The sequence below is a fragment of the Rickettsia endosymbiont of Urophora cardui genome, assembly GCF_964030725.1.
Taxonomy (GTDB): domain Bacteria; phylum Pseudomonadota; class Alphaproteobacteria; order Rickettsiales; family Rickettsiaceae; genus Rickettsia.
The window spans coordinates 33,547-56,574 of record NZ_CAXIPY010000002.1 but is presented as its reverse complement, the minus strand read 5'-3'; the positions used below and the strand labels follow the sequence as shown (position 1 = coordinate 56,574).

The window sequence follows — 23,028 nt, the reverse complement described above, 5'->3', positions numbered from 1 at the left end:
TAATTTTTATTGAAAATCTTAGCAATTTGTTGTCAAAACTCTATCCCATTACAAATGATCAGGATTTGAAGTGTTTTTGGCGGATAGACTATTTAACGATACTTTATTTTTATTACAAAAATCATTAAACCCATTATTTCTTATTTCACCAATAAATGTATTTCTTATCTCCTGAAATTTTTCTCTCTCTCTATCATTATCTTTCATTGTCCAATAACTTTTATCGGTGATTAACTTCTTTAACACCGCTGTTTGCAGAATTTGTTCTTTAGTGTATTTTTCTAGTTGATCTAAATTTTTATAATCTGGCGTGTCGTGCTTTTTACATTCTTCATTTATGTTTAACTTAAATATTGTTTTTATTCCTTTTTTTTCTTTTTCACTAAGCCCACCAGTAATTAACGAAACAGAAGTCATTATGCCATAACCTGTCGCTTTTAAAATTCCAAGTACATTACCGCTTGCTCCTTGAATAATAGCAGTAGATATAGCAGAAGTTATACCAGCTATATTATTTGAAAATACTATACCAATACTTTTAAGATTTTTGCTACTTATTTTATATTTATCACTATTTAAATCTTTTTCTTTCTTAGGTGGTGTAAATAATTCACTTTTCAGACTATCTTTTAATCTAGGTTCTAACGATAATATATAATCTTGTTGGGCTTTAGCATTTTTATTTTGTACTAATAAATTATTTTCTTTATGAAGTTTACGTAAATTTCGTATTTTAACAGTTTCATTTACAGCTTGAATTCCTACCCCTACCGCAGTAACAGCAGCTGCTGTTATAACTATAGGCGACACAGGTGTCAAAAGCCCTGAAACCGCAATTACTGCACCTGTTAATGAAATAGCATAATTTAAGGAATTACTAAGTAATATTTTACCGACTTTGCTTTGAGTAAATTTATCCCATTTATTTTTAAAGAAGTCAATTATTTTAAATGTCTTCCCTAAAAATTTACCAACTTTGCTATTTTTAAATTTACCCCATACATTTCCAAAAAACTGAGCTATTTTAGATTTTGTTTCCAAAGGCTTTTCTAAAATTTTCTTTTCAGATTCTTGTTGATAAGTTTTATCAAAATTACTTTTTAGTTTCTCTATTTCCAAATCATCAAAAGAAAAATTTTTTTTAATATTGTTTTCTTTATTCATTGAATTAATCGACTCTATAGTTTAAATTATCAAAAATTAAAAGATTTCATTATCATATTATAACATTTTATATGAACGGAAAAGAACTAAATAAAATTGTTGCAGCTATATTGTTTGCAAGTTTAATTGCCATGATGGTTGGGTTTATTGCAAATATATTATATAAACCGGTTTTAGAACCAAAACATCGAGGTTATAGTATTGCAGTGCAGGAAGTTTCAGAAGCACCTACCACGCAAGCACAAGCCCAAATCAATATACCGGAATTGATGAAAACAGCGAATGCTGATAATGGTCGTGAAATAGCTAAAAAATGCTTAATGTGCCATTCTCTTGATAAAGATGGTCCAAATAAGATAGGACCTCATTTATGGGATGTAGCAGGTCGTCCTAAGGCAAGCATATCTGATTATAAATATTCCCCTGCTCTATCAGCTCTTGGAGGTAGTTGGGATGATGATAGTTTATTTGCTTTCTTACATAAACCAAGTAGCTATGCTCCTGGTACTAAAATGTCTTTTGCCGGTATATCAAAACCACAAGACATCGCAGATGTTATATTATTTTTAAAAACTTATGTTCATGATAAATGAGTACTTAACTGAAATTTGGTTAATAATCGGAGTAATTTGTATAATTGCAGAATTTTTTGCAATTCCAAATATTGGGTTCTTATTTTTTGGATTCGGAGCATTGTCAAACGCTCTTATAATTTATCATTATCCTCTAATTAACTTAACCAATCAAATAACGCTTTTTGGTTTATTATCTCTCATATGGTTTTGTATATTATATTATCCTCTCAAAAAATATGTATATAGTAAAACTACCACTAATGAAAACTATTCCGATATGATAGGTAAAGAAGCTGAAGTTTATAGCGAGTTAATTTCAGAAGAAAACCTTGGACAAGTAAAATGGTCTGGGGTCATTATGAATGCTTACCTTGTACCAAACGAGAAAGCTAAATCAGGAGATAAAGTATATATTACCAAGGTTAAAGGTAATATATTAATCTGCTCTAAACACAGACCTAAATAGTAAAAAGATAATATTTAACTGAAGTTTTGACAAAAAATTTTTATTAAAAAAAGTGGCAAGTGTATCAATCTATAATTTGTATTATATATCAAATAATTTACTTTAAATTGTAGAAATATCGCTTTTAAGCTGATAAAAGCACTAAATATTTAACTTTAAATATAAATTTTTACTTTAGTCAGAAAAATTAGAATTTTTGCCAAAACTTCAGATTTAAGGATTGCCCGCATGGATCGAGGATCGTCATTGCGAGGAAATTACAAAGTAATTGACGAAGCAATCCAGTAAAACGCATAGCATTTTTTATTATTTTTTTGGATGCCGTGGCTTGATCAATAGTACCAGACAGTTATTGTTGATAACGCTAATTTAGGATAAGGGATAGATAGAAAGCTTATAGATAAAGGGTTTAAAGGAGATTAATGTTGAGTTATGATAGATTTTTTAATCTCTCAGGGTTTAATTCCCCGAAGCTCTGCTTCGTGATATCATAAGAAACAACTAAAACTTTTTTAGATACCTCGTAGTCTATCCGCCAAAAACACTTCAAATCCTGATCATTTGTAATGGGATAGAGTTTTGACAACAAATTGCTAAGATTTTCAATAAAAATTAATAAGTTATGTTAATTTTTACTGATACATTTCTGTGTTGGTCTAATTTTGATATGGAGCTATTGTTAACGATTTTTTATCGTTCATCTAGTTTTTGCATGATGATATTTTTGATTTATGTGGAGTTAGACACGATTTGTAAATGATTTGCAATGCATCGTAAATTCAAACCAATAGCAGAGATTATTGGATTGATAATATCTCCTATCATACCTTTCAAGAAGTTTCTACCCATCCGACCATATTGCTTTAAGTGACCTATTATTGGTTCTATGGCACTGCGTCTCTTGATCATAGACTTGTCCTCTTGTAACAACTTCTTCCGCGTTTTTGGGGTATATACCTTACTCTTCTCCTTTACATTGCTACCACTATACCCAAGATCAACAAATGATTTCTTTATCTTGATTCCAGTGACACTCTCTACTGCTTCAAAGCTCTGATGCAATGTATGACCATCATAAGGATTATTATGAAACGATTTTGCGGATAAAACAAAATTTCTACGACCACTTACTACTACCGCTACTTTATTGCCAAACTCATATGGCTTGTTGCGTTTTCCCTTTCCTATACACTCTACTTCAGGGGCATGAAAACTATATAATACTTTGTTATCTTCTTTATATTGCTTTTTAGCTTCTCTTTTTAAAACAGATTGGTTATGTATTTGTTTTATTTTTTGCAATACTTCTTGATTTTTGAGAGACAAGTTTAATTGCTTATTTTTGATCTCACGCTCACATACTCTAATCAAACGACCCAGTAATATTTTTAAATGCTTCATTATTTTCCAACGCTTCTTGGCTTTACTATGTTCTTTATATTTCCATAGCTTTACTATATCGCGTTTATAGGTTCTAGCGTATGTTTCATTCAAATGTATACCCAAACTGTTGCAAAGCTTTACTATGCTAAGCCTAGCTTTATCCATTAAATAAACATCGTGTGGGTGTTTGATATTCTTAATTTGTACAGTCGTATCAGCGATGATTAATTCCAAATCTTTTTTTTTAATTGTGTTAGTTTTTATCCCAACCCTGATCAACTCCGATAATATCTCATTATATCCAGCTTCACCTAATACACTACGAAACCGTCGTATACTAGTTTCCGAGATAGCTATGTCTTTTTCTATATATTCCCACCCGCAGAAATACTGCCAATACATATTCTCTTTTAGCTCTTCCTCTGATAATGAATCTGAAAAATTATACATTGCTTGTAGCATCGTTATGCCAAGCATCACTCTATGACATTTTCTATTTCTACCAAATTTCTTAATACAAACATTTTTTGATAACCACTCTTCGAGCCTAGACCAATTTATTAATTCTCTTAATTTATATAGCTTATTATTTGGGTTTAATTCTTCTTTTAATTTATAACCAAACAGTTTCCCTTGTTCTTGCGATTTGATAATGTTGTCTATTGGCATTGACTGAAATCCATAAGGTTTATGACCATATTTTATCATTTTCTTACGGATTGTTGTATTACTTCTTGTCTTAAAACCATATTATCTATAAGGCTTGTAGAGTTTTGGCGGACGGACCTCGTAGCTCTGCTGCGAGGAGCATCATTCTCCTTTAAACCCTTTATCTATAAGCTTTTTATCTATCCCTTATCCTAAATTAGCGTTTCTATACTTTGCCGGCGTTACTAAATGATATATTAGTACTGTGACATTATGACTCTTATGTATATAACTGCTTTCTTCCATTCAAGTAGTATATCACGAAGCAGAGCTTCGGGGAATTAAACCCTGAGAGATTAAAATTATGAACATCATCTGATAAAGGTTCAAAATACTCTTCTTCATCCTCACTTTCACTTCCTATTATGACTTCTATTGTTTTCGACATTGAAGTTACCATTTAATATTTGATATAAATTTTTACGCTATCACTTTGACCACTATCATTAATGGCTCTAATAACAAACTCACCAATTTTTGCTTTCCACTTTACTGCTTCATTTGGCTTAGCAACTGCTATTAGTTCATTATTAACAAACCAAAAAATATTATTAGTTTTATTATCACCAATTGCGTTTAAAATTATATTATCACTATTTTTGATTGAGTATATGGAATTTTTTAACGGATGCGTAATTTTAGGTTTCTGATGATACCAATTTATCAAACTATTACAATAATTTGCCGGTATTGGTTTTGGTAATATATGTATACCAGCTTTTTGGTAAACTGATAACATATCGGTTGGCCATAAATTTACGATTTTATATTCTGTTTGTCCTTCGATAAAATTACAAGCCGGCATACTAGTTCTTAGATCTATAGCTAACACGGAAATGTTTCTACCACAGATTAGGAAAAACTTAGGCATTGATCAATAATTTTACGTAAACAGTTTTTAAAGTTAGTCCAGCAATGTTTAATAGGATTTAGATCTGGTGAATATGTGAGTAAATACAAAAACTATGGTAAAAACCTTTCCGCGTTAGCTATATCAACATTTTTCTATAAATGCCTGATTGTTTTATTGGCGATTTACCTTTAATAAATAAGGTCTCGGTTTTTACCGGACACATATCATTATCAAGATCACCCGTATCAGCACAAACTTTTACCTTAGTAATATTTAAATCATTTATCTTGGCAGCAATTAAATCTTTGTCTTTATTTGGATCAATTATTGATTCTATAATATTAAAAAATAGAGGTGCCGCAGAACCATTACCAGTAAATGATCCATGAGTTTGCCCCTTAAAATCTCCAACCCAAACAGCAAGTACATACTTCCCAAATATTCCAACACTAACCCCATCTCTAAAGGAGCTAGAAGTTCCCGTCTTCCAATAAACCGGTATATTTATTTTTGTATTATAATTAAGTGGTCTTGTAGTATCTTTGATAATATCAAGCGTTAAGTAACTTGCTTCAGGTGATAAAGTCATTGCGAGCATTTGCTCGGAGCGTGGCAATCTAGTTTCTAAGTTAACTTGTTCTAGATTGCCGCGTCGAGGCTTTGCCTCTCCTCGCAATGACGTAGCCTCGGATATCACTTTCCTAACCGGCTTGTAAACCCCAAAATTAGCAAGCATAGCATAAAGAGTAGTAAGCTCCTCTAAAGTAACTTCCGCTGTACCGAGAACTATAGACAAGCCATAGCTTTCAGGCTTTCGTAAGTTACTGATTTTAGTTTGTTGTAAGAATTCATAAAAATTTGGATTCTTTAATTTAGATGCCAGGAATATAACGGGTACATTACGGCTTTTTATTAATGACTCTCTAGCACTTAAACCCCCAGCAAATCTACTATCAAAATTTTCTGGTTTATAATTATCATAGTAAGTAGGAGTATCTTTTAACAAGGTTAATGGATGTATTAATGATTGATCAAAACTAAGTGCATATACAAAAGGCTTTAAGCTAGAGCCAGGAGACCGAGAGCTTTGAACACCATTAATCTGCCCACAAATATCGTTATTAAAAAAATTGCTAGAGCCAACACTTGCAAGTATCTCCATTGTGGTAAAATCAACAAGCATAACAGCAGCATTATTTATGCCATATTTTTTCTGATCATTAACATATAGCTGCACCTGCTTTTCCAAAATAGTCTGTAGGCTTTTATCAATAGTAGTATAAATTATTGGACTATTATTGTCTGCTAATATATCTAAAGTAAAATGTGGTGCAATGAAAGGTAGGTTTTTACTTTGGCTAAATTTAATTGGTAAATTTATCAATTCTTTATAAATAATATCTTGCGGATGAGTTTCTAACCATTTAGTAAATAAATATTTCCGCATATCTAAAATGTTTAGATTATTACCACCTCGTTTAACTGGATTTTGCGGGATGACAGCTAAACTTAATATATTAATTAAGTTTAAACTTTTTAGATCACGATTAAAATAAATATAGCTACTCGCCGATATCCCTTCAATATTACTTCCATAAGGTACTAAATTTAGATAAGCCATTAAAATCTCATCTTTCGAATAATGTAACTCTATGTGAATAGCTTTGATAATTTGATGAATTTTTCCAAAAATAGTAGAGGAATTTATCCCATATTTCAGCCGTGCTACTTGCATTGTTATAGTAGAGCCGCCTATCTTACGATCATTTCTTAGATAGGTAGAGTAAAAAGCTTTGACTAAAGAGCTGGAATTAATACCGAAATGTTTATAAAAATGCTTATCCTCATATAATAAAACTGCTTCTATAAAGCTTTGCGGCACTTCATCAAGCGGAGTAAATATTCGATATTTATCATCCTTAGAAAGCGAGATACGCATTAACTCGCCATTTCTATCAAATACTCTTTGCGAAAAACTTACCTTTTCAAGCAAAGGAGTAGGAGGAATGGCAAAGTATAATATTATACCGCTAATTATTGTAATAAGAAATAGTTTGATTTTAAGGGACAAAATGATAGCCTATATAAAAATACGTCATTGCAAGGATTTGTAAGCTTTATTGGCTCTGTTTCATCAATTGTGTAAATTTCGTGAGCCATTAAATCCTACCATCAAATTTGATCATAAAATGAGCCATAGCTTCATTCCAATTGGGCAGGAGTTTCGCACTTAGCAAATAATATGCTAATCTAGAGAAAAATAGTTTTAGATAAAAATGACAAGATCAAAATGTAGCAAAGATTTATATAAATCATTCTTACAAGCAAGTAGTGTAAGATATACTAGCAAAGCATTATCTGAAGTAAGTCCATTAGATCTATCGCACGATAGTGCAAGTCGATGGTTAAAGAGTAAGGATTTTCGCCCTAGCGAAATCTATAGCAAAGTGTCAAAATATATTGATCTGGAAGATCCTTGTTTATTAGTGGGAGATGACACCTTATTGTCAAAGCAATACAGTCAGGAGTTTCGCACTTAGCAAATAATATGCTAATCTAGAGAAAAATAGTTTTAGATAAAAATGACAAGATCAAAATGTAGCAAAGATTTATATAAATCATTCTTACAAGCAAGTAGTGTAAGATATACTAGCAAAGCATTATCTGAAGTAAGTCCATTAGATCTATCGCACGATAGTGCAAGTCGATGGTTAAAGAGTAAGGATTTTCGCCCTAGCGAAATCTATAGCAAAGTGTCAAAATATATTGATCTGGAAGATCCTTGTTTATTAGTGGGAGATGACACCTTATTGTCAAAGCAATACAGTAAGAGGATCGAGCTTGTAAATTATCAATATTCTGGGGCTGTACATGATGTTATACCTGGTATAGGAATGGTAAACTTACTGCATTACAATACTCAAATTGATCAATCTACTCCTGTAGATTATAGAATATATGATAAAGAAACTGATGGTAAAACAAAGAACGAGCATTTTTGTGATATGCTTACTTTAGCTAAAGAAAGAGGTATCAAGCCTGATGCTATAGTTATGGATGCTTGGTATAGTGGTTTGGATAATTTAAAACATATACGTAATTTAGGTTGGATATGGGTTACCAACCTAAGAAAAAATAGAAAAGTTAATCGTAATGTTAGCTTGGAAACTTTAGAGATTCCCGATGAAGGGCTAAAAATTCACCTACGTGGATACGGTTGGGTTACGGTATTTAAGTTTGTGGCAAAAAATGGTCGCATTGATTACATAACAACTAATTTAGAGAATCCTACACGTGAGCAAATAGAGAAAATTGTTAAGGCGCGTTGGTCTATAGAAGTTTATCATCGAGAATTGAAACAAACTTGTGGTATTGAATGCTGTCAGGCACGCACGGGTCGAGCTCAAAGAAATCATATTTGCCTTGCTGTATTGGCCTGGCTTGATATGAACAAAAGGAGGATAAATGAAAACATTACTTTATATCAACAAACTTGGGAAGTTATAAAAACATCAATTCAGAACAACATTAAATGGCTTCTAACTAATACACAATTTTGCTAAGTGCGAAACTCCTGACAGTAAGAGGATCGAGCTTGTAAATTATCAATATTCTGGGGCTGTACATGATGTTATACCTGGTATAGGAATGGTAAACTTACTGCATTACAATACTCAAATTGATCAATCTACTCCTGTAGATTATAGAATATATGATAAAGAAACTGATGGTAAAACAAAGAACGAGCATTTTTGTGATATGCTTACTTTAGCTAAAGAAAGAGGTATCAAGCCTGATGCTATAGTTATGGATGCTTGGTATAGTGGTTTGGATAATTTAAAACATATACGTAATTTAGGTTGGATATGGGTTACCAACCTAAGAAAAAATAGAAAAGTTAATCGTAATGTTAGCTTGGAAACTTTAGAGATTCCCGATGAAGGGCTAAAAATTCACCTACGTGGATACGGTTGGGTTACGGTATTTAAGTTTGTGGCAAAAAATGGTCGCATTGATTACATAACAACTAATTTAGAGAATCCTACACGTGAGCAAATAGAGAAAATTGTTAAGGCGCGTTGGTCTATAGAAGTTTATCATCGAGAATTGAAACAAACTTGTGGTATTGAATGCTGTCAGGCACGCACGGGTCGAGCTCAAAGAAATCATATTTGCCTTGCTGTATTGGCCTGGCTTGATATGAACAAAAGGAGGATAAATGAAAACATTACTTTATATCAACAAACTTGGGAAGTTATAAAAACATCAATTCAGAACAACATTAAATGGCTTCTAACTAATACACAATTTTGCTAAGTGCGAAACTCCTGTTGGGGATAGGCATAGACCATTTTTTGGTAATATAATCAATTGTCAGATATAAAACCTTCAATACTGCGTCATCATTTGGAAAGATGCGTTTATTCTTAGTAACTTTTCTCAATTGGCTATTCAGCAATTCTATCGCATTTGTAGTGTAAATAATCTTACGAATCTCCTTTGGATATTGCAAGAAAATCATCAAATTATCCCAATTATTATACCAAGATTTAGCTATATGCGGATATTGCTTACTCCTGAAGTTTTGACAAAAATGATGCTCCTCGCAGCAGAGCTACGAGGTATCTAAAAAAGTTTTAGTTGTTTCTTATGATATCACGAAGCAGAGCTTCGGGGAATTAAACCCTGAGAGATTAACATACCGCCTAGGAGTTTGAAATCTATTTGTGTTAGTGTTGCTTGGACTGCTTTTTTATTAGGGCTTGATCCAACTAAGCGTATAATGTCGGCTAGCTATTCTCAAATGCTTAGTGTTAAACATTCACTTGATTCGTGACTAACGAATATTAGAATTACCCTCAACGAACATTAAAATTACCTATAAAAAAGAAGTAACTATGGACAGTAAAATCGAATAAAAATTTATTTTTAAATATTTAAATATTATTCGAGAATTACTGATGACATGTACAAATAACCAAGTAGGTATTTTAATGCAAAAGATCAAAAAATATAATCAGATAATTTCTGCTGCAAAAGCAGGTATGAGTGTAAAAACGGCACGTAAGTATTTACGTATTAATAAGTATCCAAGCGAATTACGCACAATACGTAAATATAGGACACGTAAGGATCCATTTGTGAAGCACTGGGATGAAATAGAATCAATGCTAGAATCAGCACCGGAGTTGCAAGCAACTACCATATTAGCATATTTGACAGAAAAGTATCATGGGAATTATAATGGGAAGCAATTACGCTGTTTGCAGAAAAGGTTGAAACAATGGAGAGCTGCACATGGTAAGGATAAGACAGTAATCTTTTTACAAAATATTCTTCCTGGCAAACAGAGTCAGTCTGATTGGACCAATATGAATCAATTGGGTATTTGTATTGGTGGGCAACCATATCCTCACTTACTATTTCATTTTATGTTGCCTTATTCATGTTGGGAAACTTTTAGCATATGCCATAGTGAAAGTTTTGATACATTAGCATCAGGGTTTGAAAAAGCTGTATGGGAGTTAGGTGGAGTTTTACCAGAGCATCGTACAGATAATTTAAGTGCAGCTACCAAGCAATGTGGTAATAGTAGACAATTTACAGAAAGATGGCAAGAATTGCTTGGTTATTACAATGTTGCACCATCGCGAAATAATCCAGGCGTCAGTCATGAAAATGGTTCTGTTGAAAAAAGTCATGATACATTTAAGCAAGCAGTGAATCAACATCTGCTATTACGTGGATCACGTAATTTTGTTGATTTAAAAGCTTATGAATTATTCCTTACACAAATTAAAGAAAAGCGAAATAGCTGTAGAAAAGAAAAATTAGCTGAAGAATTAGTTCATTTAAAAGAGTTACCAATCAGGAAATGGAATGCACCTACAATATTATCAGTACGTGTTAATCCAAGCAGTACAGTTAGTATTTTATCTGTAGCTTATTCTGTGCCTAGTCGCTTAATAGGTTATACTTTAAAAGCTTATATTTATTCTGAAGAAATAGAGCTTTACTATGGTAACAAATGTTTACAAAAAATGTCTAGAATCAGCAATGGCTATGTTATTGATTATAGACATATTATTGATAGTTTAGTACGTAAACCTGGAGCATTTGTTCAATATAGCTAACATGGAAATGTTTCTACCACAGATTAGGAAAAACTTAGGCATTGATCAATAATTTTACGTAAACATTTTTTAAAGTTAGTCCAGCAATGTTTAATAGGATTTAGGTCTGGTGAATATGTGAGTAAATACAAAAACTATGGTAAAAATCTTTCCGCGTTAGCTATATCAATATTATGAAGCTTTATTCCCACGTGCTATATTTCGTCAGGTATATGACCAGCTTATCTCTATATATCCATATAAAGGGCATAAAATATATCTTAAAATATTACAATTAGCAAAAATGTATGGAGAATTGAATGTAGTTACTGCATTAGAAGTGCTATTAGAAAAGAAGATTGAGCCAATAATTGATCATATTACAGATTTACTAAATAGCCAGACTCAAACTGTTTGTTCAGTAAAAATTAATCAACCAATACTGTCTGAATATGATCAATTACATTGCTTTAAAACAATGGAGGTTGCATGAGTAAACAGATAATAACTCCGCAACCGCTAAATAATTTACTCAAGAACCTTTGCTTACCTACTTTTGCATCGTGCTATAAATCAGTTGCAGAAAGCTTTGAGCAAGAAAAGAAAACATATATAGATTATCTACAGGAGTTAGCCATACGTGAGTTAGAACATAGACAACAACAACGTATTGCCAGATTGCTGAAGCAAGCAAAACTCTCTCGAGATAAGTTATTAAGCAACTTTGATATTAAGCGTATCCCAGGATTATCGCCAACTAAGATCCAATATCTTGCACAAGGAGAATTTATGGATCGCTATGAAAATATACTTATTTTTGGTAATCCTGGCACTGGCAAAAGTCATCTTAGTATAGGTTTAGCACGTGAGTGGTGGTCTTGCTGGTAGACGTGTATTATATACAACAGCAGCTAATTTGGTTCAACAATTACTAGAAGCAAAGCTTAGTTTAAAACTTAAGCAAATTATTAAAAAATTCGATTATTTTGAAATATTGATAATTGATGATATATCATATGTACCATATAATCGTGAAGAAACTGATGTTTTATTTACCTTATTAGCTGAACGTTATGAAATGCGTAGTGTATTAATTACTAGCAATTTAGTTTTTGCAAAATGGAATACTATTTTTAAAGATGAAATGACTATGTCAGCAGTTATTGACAGATTGGTTCACCATTCTTCAATTCTTGAACTCAATACTGAAAGTTATAGAATCGCTACAGCTAAAGGCAAAAAATTAACTATAAAATCGGAGGATAATAATGTAACACTTTAGACAATATTTTTTACTCAAAAATGGGTAATTTTAATATTCGTCATGGGTAATTCTAATGTTCGTTCATCAATGATCCGCATAACCCTACGCAAATACATTCCTATAAGATATGTCCAAAAGTGATAGATTGGTTTGAACAAACCTTTGTCAGTAGGCTCAATAATCGTAATCGTGGTGCAATAGTTTTGGTTATGCAGCGTCTACATAGTGATGATTTAGCTGGATATTTGCTTAATAACAGCAATGCGTGGCATCACTTAAAAATTCCAGCTATTGCTGATTGTGATTATGCTTTTAAACTCACAGCTAATTCTTATGTTAAAGGTGAAGTATTGGAGCATTATAAAGAGCCTGCTGATTGCTTAGCCAAATTAGAGCATGAAATAGGTAGCTATAATTATCATGCTCAGTATTTGCAAGAGCCTATACCGCAAGGCTCATCGCTGCTTAATATGGAAGATATTAGCTTTTATGAAAATTTACCTGAGAAGTTTGATTATTTCATCCAAAGCTGGGATACGGCGATTAAGATTTCTGAAGATTCTGACTATAGTGTCTGCACTATATGGGGTATTTTAGGGCAGAAATATTACCTTACTGAAGTTTTGACAAAAATTCTAATTTTTCTGACTAAAGTAAAAATTTATATTTAAAGTTAAATATTTAGTGCTTTTATCAGCTTAAAAGCGATATTTCTACAATTTAAAGTAAATTATTTGATATATAATACAAATTATAGATTGATACACTCGCCACTTTTTTTAATAAAAATTTTTTGTCAAAACTTCAGTACCTTATTTCATTGACTCGAAAAAAAATTAATCTCTCAGGGTTTAATTCCCCGAAGCTCTGCTTCGTGATATCATAAGAAACAACTAAAACTTTTTTAGATACCTCGTAGCTCTGCTGCGAGGAGCATCATTAATTTAAAACACTTTAGATATGGAATGTGCTGTATGGTTCTTCATATACAAATTAGCAATATATTTAACAGAAACTTAAACTTAATAGCAGTCCGGCATAATGATTTGCTTTAAATCTTGTCATGCAATTAGCCGGATTATGAATGTCTAAAGTTGCTATTTGTAATATTAATAAGGTTGAAGCACCGAGGATGGGTAGATAGTCTAGATTATAGCCGGCAGCTGAAATAAATAATAAAATAAATCCAACGTAAAATATATAAAGCCAAAATTTATATGCTTTATTTTCTAGATAAATACTTAAGGATTTCACTCCTATTTTTTTATCGTCCTTTATATCCATAAATCCATATATCGTATCATATCCTATCGTCCATAAACAGCAGGCTAAATACATAGTACTTGCTGCTATATCCAGCTTATTCTGAACTGCTGCATAGGCTATTAGCGTTCCTAAATTAAATGTAAAACCTAAAAAAACTTGTGGGAGGTAAGTAACACGCTTCATTAGCGGATATATACTAATCATCATCACTGCGAAAAAACCTATATATATGGCTGTTCTACTCAAGGTTAGCAAAATAAAAAGCGAGAGTACGCTAAGAATAAAGAGCATGCCGATAGCATATTTTATAGACAAAGCACCACTAGCTAGAGGGCGGTTTTTAGTTCGTGCAACATGCTTATCGAATTTTCGGTCAAATATATCGTTGATAATACATCCGCTACTTCTTGTTGTGATGCTACCTAGGATAAATAAAGGCAACAAATATATTAAATCTGCTCTAGACGGATTTGCAAGCAGTAAACCAAATAAGGCAGGGAAGAAGACCAGGAAATAAGCTACCGGCTTATCTGCCCGCATTAATTTCAAAGTTAATAAGAATTTATGCATGATTTTTTGACTTTCAGATGATTCTTATATTTAGTTTTTTATCATCGGATAATAAATTAATGCTAATATAGCTGAATTAGCTAAAGATATTATAGGAAAATATACAAATATGTATAATGAATTTAATATTTAGTATATTTATGAATGATGCTCCTCGCAGCAGAGCTACGAGGTATCTAAAAAAGTTTTAGTTGTTTCTTATGATATCACGAAGCAGAGCTTCGGGGAATTAAACCCTGAGAGATTAATACGAGCAAGCCGAAACTTCCAACAATTTTGTTATAGCTAACACGGAAATGTTTCTACCACAGATTAGGAAAAACTTAGGCATTGATCAATAATTTTATGTAAACAGTTTTTAAAGTTAGTCCAGCAATATTTAATAGGATTTAGATCTGGTGAATATGTGAGTAAATACAAAAACTATGGTAAAAACCTTTTCGCGTTAGCTATAAATAGTCCGTCCGCCAAAACTCTACAAGCCTTATAGATAATATGGTTTTAAGACAAGAAGTAATACAACAATCCGTAAGAAAATGATAAAATATGGTCATAAACCTTATGGATTTCAGTCAATGCCAATAGACAACATTATCAAATCGCAAGAACAAGGGAAACTGTTTGGTTATAAATTAAAAGAAGAATTAAACCCAAATAATAAGCTATATAAATTAAGAGAATTAATAAATTGGTCTAGGCTCGAAGAGTGGTTATCAAAAAATGTTTGTATTAAGAAATTTGGTAGAAATAGAAAATGTCATAGAGTGATGCTTGGCATAACGATGCTACAAGCAATGTATAATTTTTCAGATTCATTATCAGAGGAAGAGCTAAAAGAGAATATGTATTGGCAGTATTTCTGCGGGTGGGAATATATAGAAAAAGACATAGCTATCTCGGAAACTAGTATACGACGGTTTCGTAGTGTATTAGGTGAAGCTGGATATAATGAGATATTATCGGAGTTGATCAGGGTTGGGATAAAAACTAACACAATTAAAAAAAAAGATTTGGAATTAATCATCGCTGATACGACTGTACAAATTAAGAATATCAAACACCCACACGATGTTTATTTAATGGATAAAGCTAGGCTTAGCATAGTAAAGCTTTGCAACAGTTTGGGTATACATTTGAATGAAACATACGCTAGAACCTATAAACGCGATATAGTAAAGCTATGGAAATATAAAGAACATAGTAAAGCCAAGAAGCGTTGGAAAATAATGAAGCATTTAAAAATATTACTGGGTCGTTTGATTAGAGTATGTGAGCGTGAGATCAAAAATAAGCAATTAAACTTGTCTCTCAAAAATCAAGAAGTATTGCAAAAAATAAAACAAATACATAACCAATCTGTTTTAAAAAGAGAAGCTAAAAAGCAATATAAAGAAGATAACAAAGTATTATATAGTTTTCATGCCCCTGAAGTAGAGTGTATAGGAAAGGGAAAACGCAACAAGCCATATGAGTTTGGCAATAAAGTAGCGGTAGTAGTAAGTGGTCGTAGAAATTTTGTTTTATCCGCAAAATCGTTTCATAATAATCCTTATGATGGTCATACATTGCATCAGAGCTTTGAAGCAGTAGAGAGTGTCACTGGAATCAAGATAAAGAAATCATTTGTTGATCTTGGGTATAGTGGTAGCAATGTAAAGGAGAAGAGTAAGGTATATACCCCAAAAACGCGGAAGAAGTTGTTACAAGAGGACAAGTCTATGATCAAGAGACGCAGTGCCATAGAACCAATAATAGGTCACTTAAAGCAATATGGTCGGATGGGTAGAAACTTCTTGAAAGGTATGATAGGAGATATTATCAATCCAATAATCTCTGCTATTGGTTTGAATTTACGATGCATTGCAAATCATTTACAAATCGTGTCTAACTCCACATAAATCAAAAATATCATCATGCAAAAACTAGATGAACGATAAAAAATCGTTAACAATAGCTCCATATCAAAATTAGACCAACACAGAAATGTATCAGTAAAAATTAACATAACTTATTAATTTTTATTGAAAATCTTAGCAATTTGTTGTCAAAACTCTATCCCATTACAAATGATCAGGATTTGAAGTGTTTTTGGCGGATAGACTAAATACGGAAAATAAGCCTCCATTTAATCCAAATATTATGATGATAGGTGAAAAAACTGTAGAAAATTTATTACAAGATGACACAATAAATATTGTTGATCGCAGTGAATGTACAAGCTGGTATAATAAATACTAATGAAGAAACAAGCTCATTAGGAACAGATTTTGTTCTTTATGAATAAGATATTTGATTCTGTAAGCTAAAAGGAGCGTGGCAATACATGTACTGTTTCATGAGATTGCCTTTGCCATCCGCTACGCATCTCCGGCATTGTTGCATGGATCGAAAAACGTGCGCGGTGTCATTTAGTTGCTTGACCACGGTATCCAGAAAAACAACTTTTTACTAATAATATTAGTATTTTTTTTATTTTCTGGATACCGTGGACAAGCCACGGTAGGCGTTGTTGCGTGGATGCAACGTCGTCATTGCGAGGAGCGCGAAGCGACGTGGCAATCTCAGGAAATAATGATGAGATTGCTTCGTCAAAACTTACAGTTTTTCCTCGCAATGACGAGAAAATGATCTACGCAACAATGCCTCCTTGACAACTTAAGAAAGATATACCTCTTTATCTAAAGTCCCCTCACTATTATCGACAAGCATAGTAATTGTTGCATCACCGGTGATATTAATGGTAGTGCGTAACATATCAAGTATACGGTCAATACCTGCAATAATTGCTACACCCTCAATCGGTAAATGTACTGATGAAAGCACCATAGGCAGCATGATTAATGAAGCCCCAGGAATACCAGCACCGCCAATTGAGCCAAGGGTTGAGGTTAAAATAATCACTAAATAATCATGCGGAGCAAGCGTTACGCCCATCATTTGAGCAAAAAAGATAGTGGTAAGCGATAAATTTATAGCAAAGCCATCCATATTAATTGAAGCACCTATCGGCAATACAAACGAGGTACTAGACTCTGAAATCCCAAGTTTCTCACGACAAACTTGCATAGTAGTTGAAAGAGTTGCTTTGCTACTTGAGGTAGAAAAAGCGAGTATCTGATACTCAAAGCTTTTCTTGTAAAAAGGTATAGGGGATACACGACAAAATATATATATAAGCAAACCGAATACTAGATATTGACATGTCATTGCCACAACAACCGCTATAACAAGCTTTGAAAGGCTTATCATTACTTCTATACCTTGCGTACCTATAATCCAAGCTGTTAGAGCAAAAGCACCATAAGGTGATAATTGAATAACAAATGATATCATTTTTAGTACTAATTTCGACATTAAATGTATTAAATCAGTAATAGGTTCCGCTGCTGCTTTCATTTTATTTAAGGTAATACCAACAAAGACAGCAAAAAATACTACTTGCAAAACATCACCATTTGCAAAAGCACCAACAGCATTATCAGGTACTATATTTACAAAGAAATCTATTATGTTAAATGATGTTCTCTCAACCTTGCTAGAGCCAGAAGGAGAAAAATATATATGCATGCCTACGCCAGGTTTCAATATTGCAGCAACAGCAAGACCAAAAACCGTAGCAAAAAAAGTAGTTCCTAAAAAGGCTACTACCGCTTTCATGCCTACCCTGCCAAGTGCAGAAGTATCATTCATACTAGTAATGCCTGAAACCAAGCTAAAGAAAATTAGCGGTGCAATGATCATTTTTATCAAACGTAAAAATATGTCACCGACTGGCTTAATATAATCAACATATTGCGGTAGGTAAATACCGAATATAATACCGAAGATTAGACCTAAGGTAACTTTTTGCCATAATTTCATTTTTTACTCCGAATATACTTACTTAATTTAATTTTAATTCAATCATAGGTTTATTTACAATTTTGATTAACCCATTCTAAGTATTTTTGAAAGCCGCAGTCAATATTTATTTTTATTATTTGCGGTAATTCATAATTATGAATTTCAAGGATTTTATTTTCAATTTCTTTATAATTAGAAGATTTTGTTTTAATTATAATGCTATATTCTTTTTCAAAGTTTACTTTTCTTTCCCATTTAAAGTAACTTTTTACATCATCAATTTGTATGCAAGCAGCAAGATCTAGCTCTAATAATAGAGAGGCTATTTTTTCAGCAATTTGTAAATCATTAGTCGTGGTCAAAACTAAGCAAAACTCTTGCACGCTTAGACCTCAACAAAGCAATTAGGTGTTTCGAATAGTTTTATATTAGTAACCAAGAATTTTTGACTTTCAAAAAGCTTAGGGAAAATCTCATTTTTTAAATGCAGAGCAATATTTTCTGCCGTCGGATTATTCTTTAAATAATATACTTTCTGACCTGTGTGACTTTCTATTTTCTGCCCGATTTCTTTATCATCCTGATGCAAGATTAGGCTATGGTCAAAATTTTCATCAACCCAGCCTTTAGCTAAATCTTTAATCAAGCCAAAATCTACTACCATACCAAGTTCATCAGTATTTTTTGCTGCTATAGTTATTTCGAGAACATAGCGATGACCGTGCAGATATTGACATTTATTTTGATGACCGATAATTCTATGCCCTGCATCGAACTCAATACGACGAGTACATTTTATCATTATTATATACTTATTACAAATTTAATAATAGTTTCTCTGGATTTTCAATCAGCTCCTTAATTTTTACTAAGAATGACACAGCTTCCTTTCCATCAATTATGCGGTGATCGTATGATAGAGCTATATACATCATCGGACGTATTTCAATTTTACCATCTATAGCCACTACTCTTTCCTCAGTTTTATGTAGTCCTAAAATACCAGATTGAGGCGGATTAATAATAGGAGTAGATAAAAGCGAACCATATACACCACCATTAGAAATCGAGAATGTGCCACCTGATAAATCAGCCATAGAAAGCTTACCATCTCTTGCTTTTTTAGCTAGTCCCCCTATTGTCTTTTCAATATCAGCAAATCCCATTTTGTCCGCATCTCTAACAACTGGTACGACAAGACCTTGCTCTGTTCCAACTGCTACACCTATATCATAATAATTTTTATATACTAAATCATCACCATCTATCTCAGCATTTACTGACGGAATAAGCTTTAAAGCTTCGATAGTTGCTCTAACAAAGAATGACATAAAGCCAAGCTTTATGCCGTGCTTTTTCTCAAACTCATCTTTATACTTACCACGCAGAGCTATCACTTTTGACATATCTATTTCGTTAAAGGTAGTCAAAATAGCAGCTGTATTTTGTGAATCTTTGAGACGTTGTGCTATGGTTTTACGTAAACGTGACATACGCACACGCTGCACTCTTTCTTCATTAGTTTTAGCTGAAGAAGTAGTAGGAGTAGCGGTAGGGGCAGGAGCGTTCATAGTCTCTAATACATCGCCTTTGGTAATTCTACCATCTTTGCCTGTTCCCTTTATATTCTTTGGATCAAGCTTATTTTCAGTAACTAATTTCTGCACAGATGGAGCGAGGGTATTGTTAAATACTGCTGGCTTTTCTGGTACTTTGTCTGGAACAGGCTGGGGAGCTGTTTGAGGTTTTGCTGCTTCGTTACTATTTGTTGCTACAGCTTCCCCCTCATTTATATCGCCTATTTCTTCACCAACTGCAACATTTGCTCCGTCAGCTTTTATTATTTTACCTATAGTACCATTGCACGGGGAATTAACTTCTAATGTTACTTTCTCAGTTTCAATTTCCAATAATAATTCATCGGTTTTAACAGCATCGCCCTCTTTCTTATACCACTTGGCAATAGTCGCTTCTGTTACCGATTCACCGAGAGACGGCACTATAATTTTAACACCCATATTATTTTACTCCTAAGGCTTCTTTTAATAATTTTTCTTGCTGCTTATTATGGGCTTGTAGTGAGCCAACTGCTGGGGATGCTGATTCTTCTCTACCTATATATTTGAATTCATTATTAATTCCTGCTTCTTTTAAAGCATTATTTAGGTGAGAGGTTATATATCTCCAAGCTCCCATATTCATCGGCTCTTCCTGACACCAAATAAATTCACTTGCTTTATTATATTTTTTTAACAGCTCTACTACAACCTTTTTTTCAAATGGGTATAATTGTTCAAGCCTAATAATTGCTATATTACTATTACTGCCACGCATTGCGAATAAATCATAATATACCTTACCACTACATAAAATTACTTTAGTAATATTGCTTGCTTCTAGTTTATTTACTTCATCTAAAACCGGCAAGAAAGTAGTATTACCACCTAATTCATCAAGTTTAGAAACGACATTCTTATGACGCAACAAAGATTTCGGTGACATCACGATTAAAGGCTTTCTAATATTATCAATTATTTGACGACGAAGCAGATGGAAAATTGAAGCAGGAGTAGTAGGATATGTAACATACATATTATCCTCAGCTGCTAGCTGCAGGAATCTCTCAAGCCTTGCTGAACTATGTTCCGGTCCTTGCCCCTCAAAGCCATGCGGTAGTAAAACTACGAGCCCACTCATGCGAAGCCATTTTGTTTCACTGCTTGAAATGAACTGATCGAAAATAATCTGAGCTCCGTTAGCAAAATCGCCAAACTGTGCTTCCCATAAAACTAGATTTTTTGGGTTTGCGAGTGAATAACCATACTCAAAACCAAGCACAGCATATTCAGATAAATTACTATCTGCTACTTGATATGTTGCTTGCTCTTTGGACAAATTATTTAGAGGTATATAAGTAGTATCATCAACTTGGCTGTGTAACACCGAATGACGATGCGAGAAAGTACCACGTCCTGAATCTTGTCCTGTTAATCTTATATTAGTACCAGATGTAAGTAAACTTGCAAAGGCGAGCTGCTCAGCTGTTGCCCAATCAATAGGCTGATCTGCTGTTAAAGCAGCTTTTCGAGCATCAAATAATTTAACCAATTTTGGATTAACGGCAAAATTTTTCGGCATTTCACATAGCTTAGTCCCTAGATTTTGTAAGGTCTTTTTATCTATTCCTGTTACTGCCGCTTGCGTGCGAGTGCGCGTAATACCTTGCCATAAACCACCTAAAAAATGAGCTTCTTGTTTATAATTCTTAGCCTGCTCATATTCCTTATCTAATTTTGCTTTAAACTGTTCTTTTAATTTAGCAAAATAATTATTATCGATTACGCCACCTTTCACTAGCTCATTTGCATAAATATTTCCAGGCGTTAGCTTACTCTTGATGATGTTATACATTTTGCCTTGTGTATACATTGGCTCATCGCCCTCATTATGCCCATATTTTCGGTAGCAAATAATTTCGACGATAATATCTTTGCCAAATTTTTGCCTATATTCTACTGCAATATTTGTAGCTTTTAATACTGCTTCTATATCATCGCCATTAACATGTAAAATCGGGGCTGCTATTATTTTTGCAAATTCCGTAGAATATCTGCTGGCTCTGGTATCTGCAGCATTAGCTGTAAAACCTAGCTGGTTGTTAATTACAAAATGTAGAACTCCGCCAATATTATAAGCAGCTAGTGGTGACATAGATAAGCTTTCTGCCACAACTCCTTGACCACAAAAAGCAGCATCACCATGGACTAAAATAGCTTTGACTTTACTGCGTTTAGGATCTTTAAGTATGTCCTGTTTTGCTCTTACTTTACCTGCAACTATTGGGTTTACAGCTTCTAAATGTGACGGGTTATCAGCTAGTGACAAATGTATTTTCTTATTATCTATAACTCTGTCTGACGAATAGCCTAAATGATATTTTACGTCACCTGAAACATTTAACTCATCAGGAAAAACGTTACCGCTTATAAAGCCTGCAATAACGGCTCTGTAAGGTTTACCAACTACTTTAGTTAGCGTGTTTAATCTTCCACGATGAGCCATTCCTATAACGATCTCTTCCACACCTTGATGCAGAGATAAATCAATAGCCTTATTCATGGCAACTATGGAAGCATCACCGCCCTCTACCGCAAAACGCTTAGCTCCTGGGAATTTTGTATGTAGATATTGCTCAAATCCTTCTACTTCTACTAAGTCATTTAGGATATTTTTCTTTTCTTCAGAGGAAAATGAAATGACACCTGATTCTAATTTAGAATATAACCAATTTTTTTCTTCCGCATTTTCTACCTGCTCAAATTCAACTCCAATAGAACCTGCATAAATTTTATCAAGAAAATTAACCCACTCACCTAAGCTATACGTTTTATCTAAAAATTTATGTTCTATTACTTTACTAAGCTGATCATTTGTAAAACCAAAATTCTCTATACCAAGCTTTAAATCTTCTTTAGTTTTAGTAACTTCAAGCCCAAGCGGGTCTAGCTTTGCAAGATAATGGGCATATTTACGATAATTTTTTATCATCGCACCAACATTAAAATTATTTGTGGTGGACACAGGATTTTCTGAAGTTTTGGACTCTTCTGTGGCTGCTGCTTTTAAAATTATTTTAGCAGTACTTTTATTAAGAAGCTTATTGCTATCCTTAACTGAGCTAAAAAACTCTTGCCAAGTTTGATCAACTGAAGCAGGATTTTCTAAATATTGTTTATATAATTCTTCAATAAAAACAGCGTTCCCACCGAATAAAAAACCTGTCTTTTTTAAATTTTCTTCCATATTATTTTTATGATAATGTA

The 23,028-nt window shown here is 33.0% G+C and carries 19 protein-coding genes and 4 pseudogenes; 12 read left to right on the top strand and 11 right to left on the bottom strand.

The genetic code is table 11. The features are described 5' to 3' along the window. Positions 1-48: 48 nt before the first annotated feature. Positions 49-1,164 (bottom strand): hypothetical protein, encoded by a 1,116-nt coding sequence (locus AAHI98_RS01635; RefSeq protein WP_342224850.1) that lies wholly within the window; start codon positions 1,162-1,164, stop codon positions 49-51. A gap of 71 nt (positions 1,165-1,235) precedes the next feature. Here AAHI98_RS01635 and AAHI98_RS01630 point away from each other — a divergent pair, with 71 nt between their 5' ends. Both AAHI98_RS01630 and AAHI98_RS01625 read left to right on the top strand, forming a co-directional pair. Further along, a complete protein-coding gene (locus tag AAHI98_RS01630) occupies positions 1,236-1,757 on the top strand; it encodes a c-type cytochrome (protein ID WP_342224849.1) in 522 nt (173 codons plus the stop codon). Further along, complete coding sequence (locus AAHI98_RS01625; protein ID WP_342224848.1) at positions 1,741-2,205, top strand: NfeD family protein; 465 nt, start codon at positions 1,741-1,743, stop codon at positions 2,203-2,205. Before AAHI98_RS01630 ends, AAHI98_RS01625 begins: the two co-directional genes overlap by 17 nt. 729 nt (positions 2,206-2,934) lie before the next feature. Here AAHI98_RS01625 and AAHI98_RS01620 read toward each other — a convergent pair. From AAHI98_RS01620 to pbpC, 3 genes and pseudogenes are all read right to left on the bottom strand, one after another. Then, the gene (locus AAHI98_RS01620) at positions 2,935-4,296 is read right to left on the bottom strand and encodes an IS5 family transposase (protein ID WP_342224717.1); all 1,362 of its coding nucleotides are present in this window, start codon (positions 4,294-4,296) and stop codon (positions 2,935-2,937) included. Positions 4,297-4,696: 400 nt separating this feature from the next. Then, positions 4,697-5,119 (bottom strand): annotated as a pseudogene (locus tag AAHI98_RS01615) (penicillin-binding protein 1C); the annotation flags it as partial. 166 nt (positions 5,120-5,285) lie between these two features. Next, a complete protein-coding gene (gene pbpC, locus AAHI98_RS01610; RefSeq protein WP_410526184.1) occupies positions 5,286-7,220 on the bottom strand; it encodes a penicillin-binding protein 1C in 1,935 nt (644 codons plus the stop codon). 205 nt (positions 7,221-7,425) lie between these two features. On the opposite strand from pbpC, the pseudogene AAHI98_RS01605 reads away from it, so the two are divergent. The 3 genes and pseudogenes from AAHI98_RS01605 to AAHI98_RS01595 all read left to right on the top strand — a co-directional run. Continuing rightward, a pseudogene (locus tag AAHI98_RS01605) lies at positions 7,426-7,677 on the top strand (IS701 family transposase); the annotation flags it as partial. A 54-nt stretch (positions 7,678-7,731) separates the two neighbouring features. Further along, entirely contained in the window at positions 7,732-8,712 is a 981-nt protein-coding gene (locus AAHI98_RS01600) for an IS701 family transposase (protein ID WP_342224656.1), read from the top strand. Between the two features lie 16 nt (positions 8,713-8,728). Beyond that, positions 8,729-9,466, top strand: a pseudogene (locus AAHI98_RS01595) (IS701 family transposase); the annotation flags it as partial. On the opposite strand, the pseudogene AAHI98_RS01590 reads toward AAHI98_RS01595, so the two are convergent. Continuing rightward, a pseudogene (locus AAHI98_RS01590) lies at positions 9,447-9,725 on the bottom strand (transposase); the annotation flags it as partial. The pseudogenes AAHI98_RS01595 and AAHI98_RS01590 sit on opposite strands and share 20 nt — an antisense overlap. A gap of 385 nt (positions 9,726-10,110) precedes the next feature. Here AAHI98_RS01590 and istA point away from each other — a divergent pair. The 5 genes from istA to AAHI98_RS01560 all read left to right on the top strand — a co-directional run bounded on the left by istA (position 10,111) and on the right by AAHI98_RS01560 (position 13,197). Further along, positions 10,111-11,283 carry an IS21 family transposase gene (istA, locus tag AAHI98_RS01580; RefSeq protein WP_342224845.1) on the top strand — a complete coding sequence of 391 codons (1,173 nt, stop codon included), beginning with the start codon at positions 10,111-10,113 and terminating at the stop codon, positions 11,281-11,283. Between the two features lie 295 nt (positions 11,284-11,578). Further along, positions 11,579-11,755, top strand: coding sequence for a hypothetical protein (locus AAHI98_RS01575; RefSeq protein WP_342224661.1), 177 nt, complete (start codon positions 11,579-11,581; stop codon positions 11,753-11,755). Next, positions 11,752-12,150 (top strand): ATP-binding protein, encoded by a 399-nt coding sequence (locus tag AAHI98_RS01570; RefSeq protein WP_342224844.1) that lies wholly within the window; start codon positions 11,752-11,754, stop codon positions 12,148-12,150. Before AAHI98_RS01575 ends, AAHI98_RS01570 begins: the two co-directional genes overlap by 4 nt. Then, positions 12,128-12,544, top strand: coding sequence for an ATP-binding protein (locus AAHI98_RS01565; protein WP_342224843.1), 417 nt, complete (start codon positions 12,128-12,130; stop codon positions 12,542-12,544). Before AAHI98_RS01570 ends, AAHI98_RS01565 begins: the two co-directional genes overlap by 23 nt. Before the next feature lie 119 nt (positions 12,545-12,663). Continuing rightward, positions 12,664-13,197 carry a hypothetical protein gene (locus tag AAHI98_RS01560; protein ID WP_342224842.1) on the top strand — a complete coding sequence of 178 codons (534 nt, stop codon included), beginning with the start codon at positions 12,664-12,666 and terminating at the stop codon, positions 13,195-13,197. 334 nt (positions 13,198-13,531) lie between these two features. Here the strand turns inward: AAHI98_RS01560 and ubiA are convergent, their stop codons facing one another. Next, positions 13,532-14,362, bottom strand: a complete 831-nt coding sequence (ubiA, locus tag AAHI98_RS01555; protein WP_342224841.1) for a 4-hydroxybenzoate octaprenyltransferase — start codon at positions 14,360-14,362, stop codon at positions 13,532-13,534. Positions 14,363-14,898: 536 nt separating this feature from the next. On the opposite strand from ubiA, the gene AAHI98_RS01550 reads away from it, so the two are divergent. Both AAHI98_RS01550 and AAHI98_RS01545 read left to right on the top strand, forming a co-directional pair. After that, on the top strand, positions 14,899-16,260 hold the full coding sequence (locus AAHI98_RS01550; protein WP_342224717.1) for an IS5 family transposase: 1,362 nt from the start codon (positions 14,899-14,901) through the stop codon (positions 16,258-16,260). A gap of 190 nt (positions 16,261-16,450) precedes the next feature. Beyond that, positions 16,451-16,600: a hypothetical protein gene (locus AAHI98_RS01545; protein WP_342224840.1), complete on the top strand. Its 150-nt coding sequence runs from the start codon at positions 16,451-16,453 to the stop codon at positions 16,598-16,600. Between the two features lie 417 nt (positions 16,601-17,017). Here AAHI98_RS01545 and AAHI98_RS01540 read toward each other — a convergent pair whose 3' ends face one another. The 5 genes from AAHI98_RS01540 to AAHI98_RS01520 are packed head-to-tail and all read right to left on the bottom strand — an operon-like array spanning position 17,018 to position 23,008. Continuing rightward, positions 17,018-18,223 (bottom strand): dicarboxylate/amino acid:cation symporter, encoded by a 1,206-nt coding sequence (locus AAHI98_RS01540; protein WP_342224839.1) that lies wholly within the window; start codon positions 18,221-18,223, stop codon positions 17,018-17,020. Between the two features lie 50 nt (positions 18,224-18,273). Continuing rightward, positions 18,274-18,588: a divalent-cation tolerance protein CutA gene (cutA, locus tag AAHI98_RS01535; protein ID WP_342224838.1), complete on the bottom strand. Its 315-nt coding sequence runs from the start codon at positions 18,586-18,588 to the stop codon at positions 18,274-18,276. 2 nt (positions 18,589-18,590) lie between these two features. Then, entirely contained in the window at positions 18,591-19,007 is a 417-nt protein-coding gene (locus tag AAHI98_RS01530) for a 6-pyruvoyl trahydropterin synthase family protein (protein ID WP_342224837.1), read from the bottom strand. Between the two features lie 13 nt (positions 19,008-19,020). Beyond that, positions 19,021-20,223: a 2-oxoglutarate dehydrogenase complex dihydrolipoyllysine-residue succinyltransferase gene (odhB, locus tag AAHI98_RS01525; protein WP_342224836.1), complete on the bottom strand. Its 1,203-nt coding sequence runs from the start codon at positions 20,221-20,223 to the stop codon at positions 19,021-19,023. Between the two features lies 1 nt (position 20,224). Next, on the bottom strand, positions 20,225-23,008 hold the full coding sequence (locus tag AAHI98_RS01520; protein WP_342224835.1) for a 2-oxoglutarate dehydrogenase E1 component: 2,784 nt from the start codon (positions 23,006-23,008) through the stop codon (positions 20,225-20,227). Between the last annotated feature and the right edge of the window lie 20 nt (positions 23,009-23,028).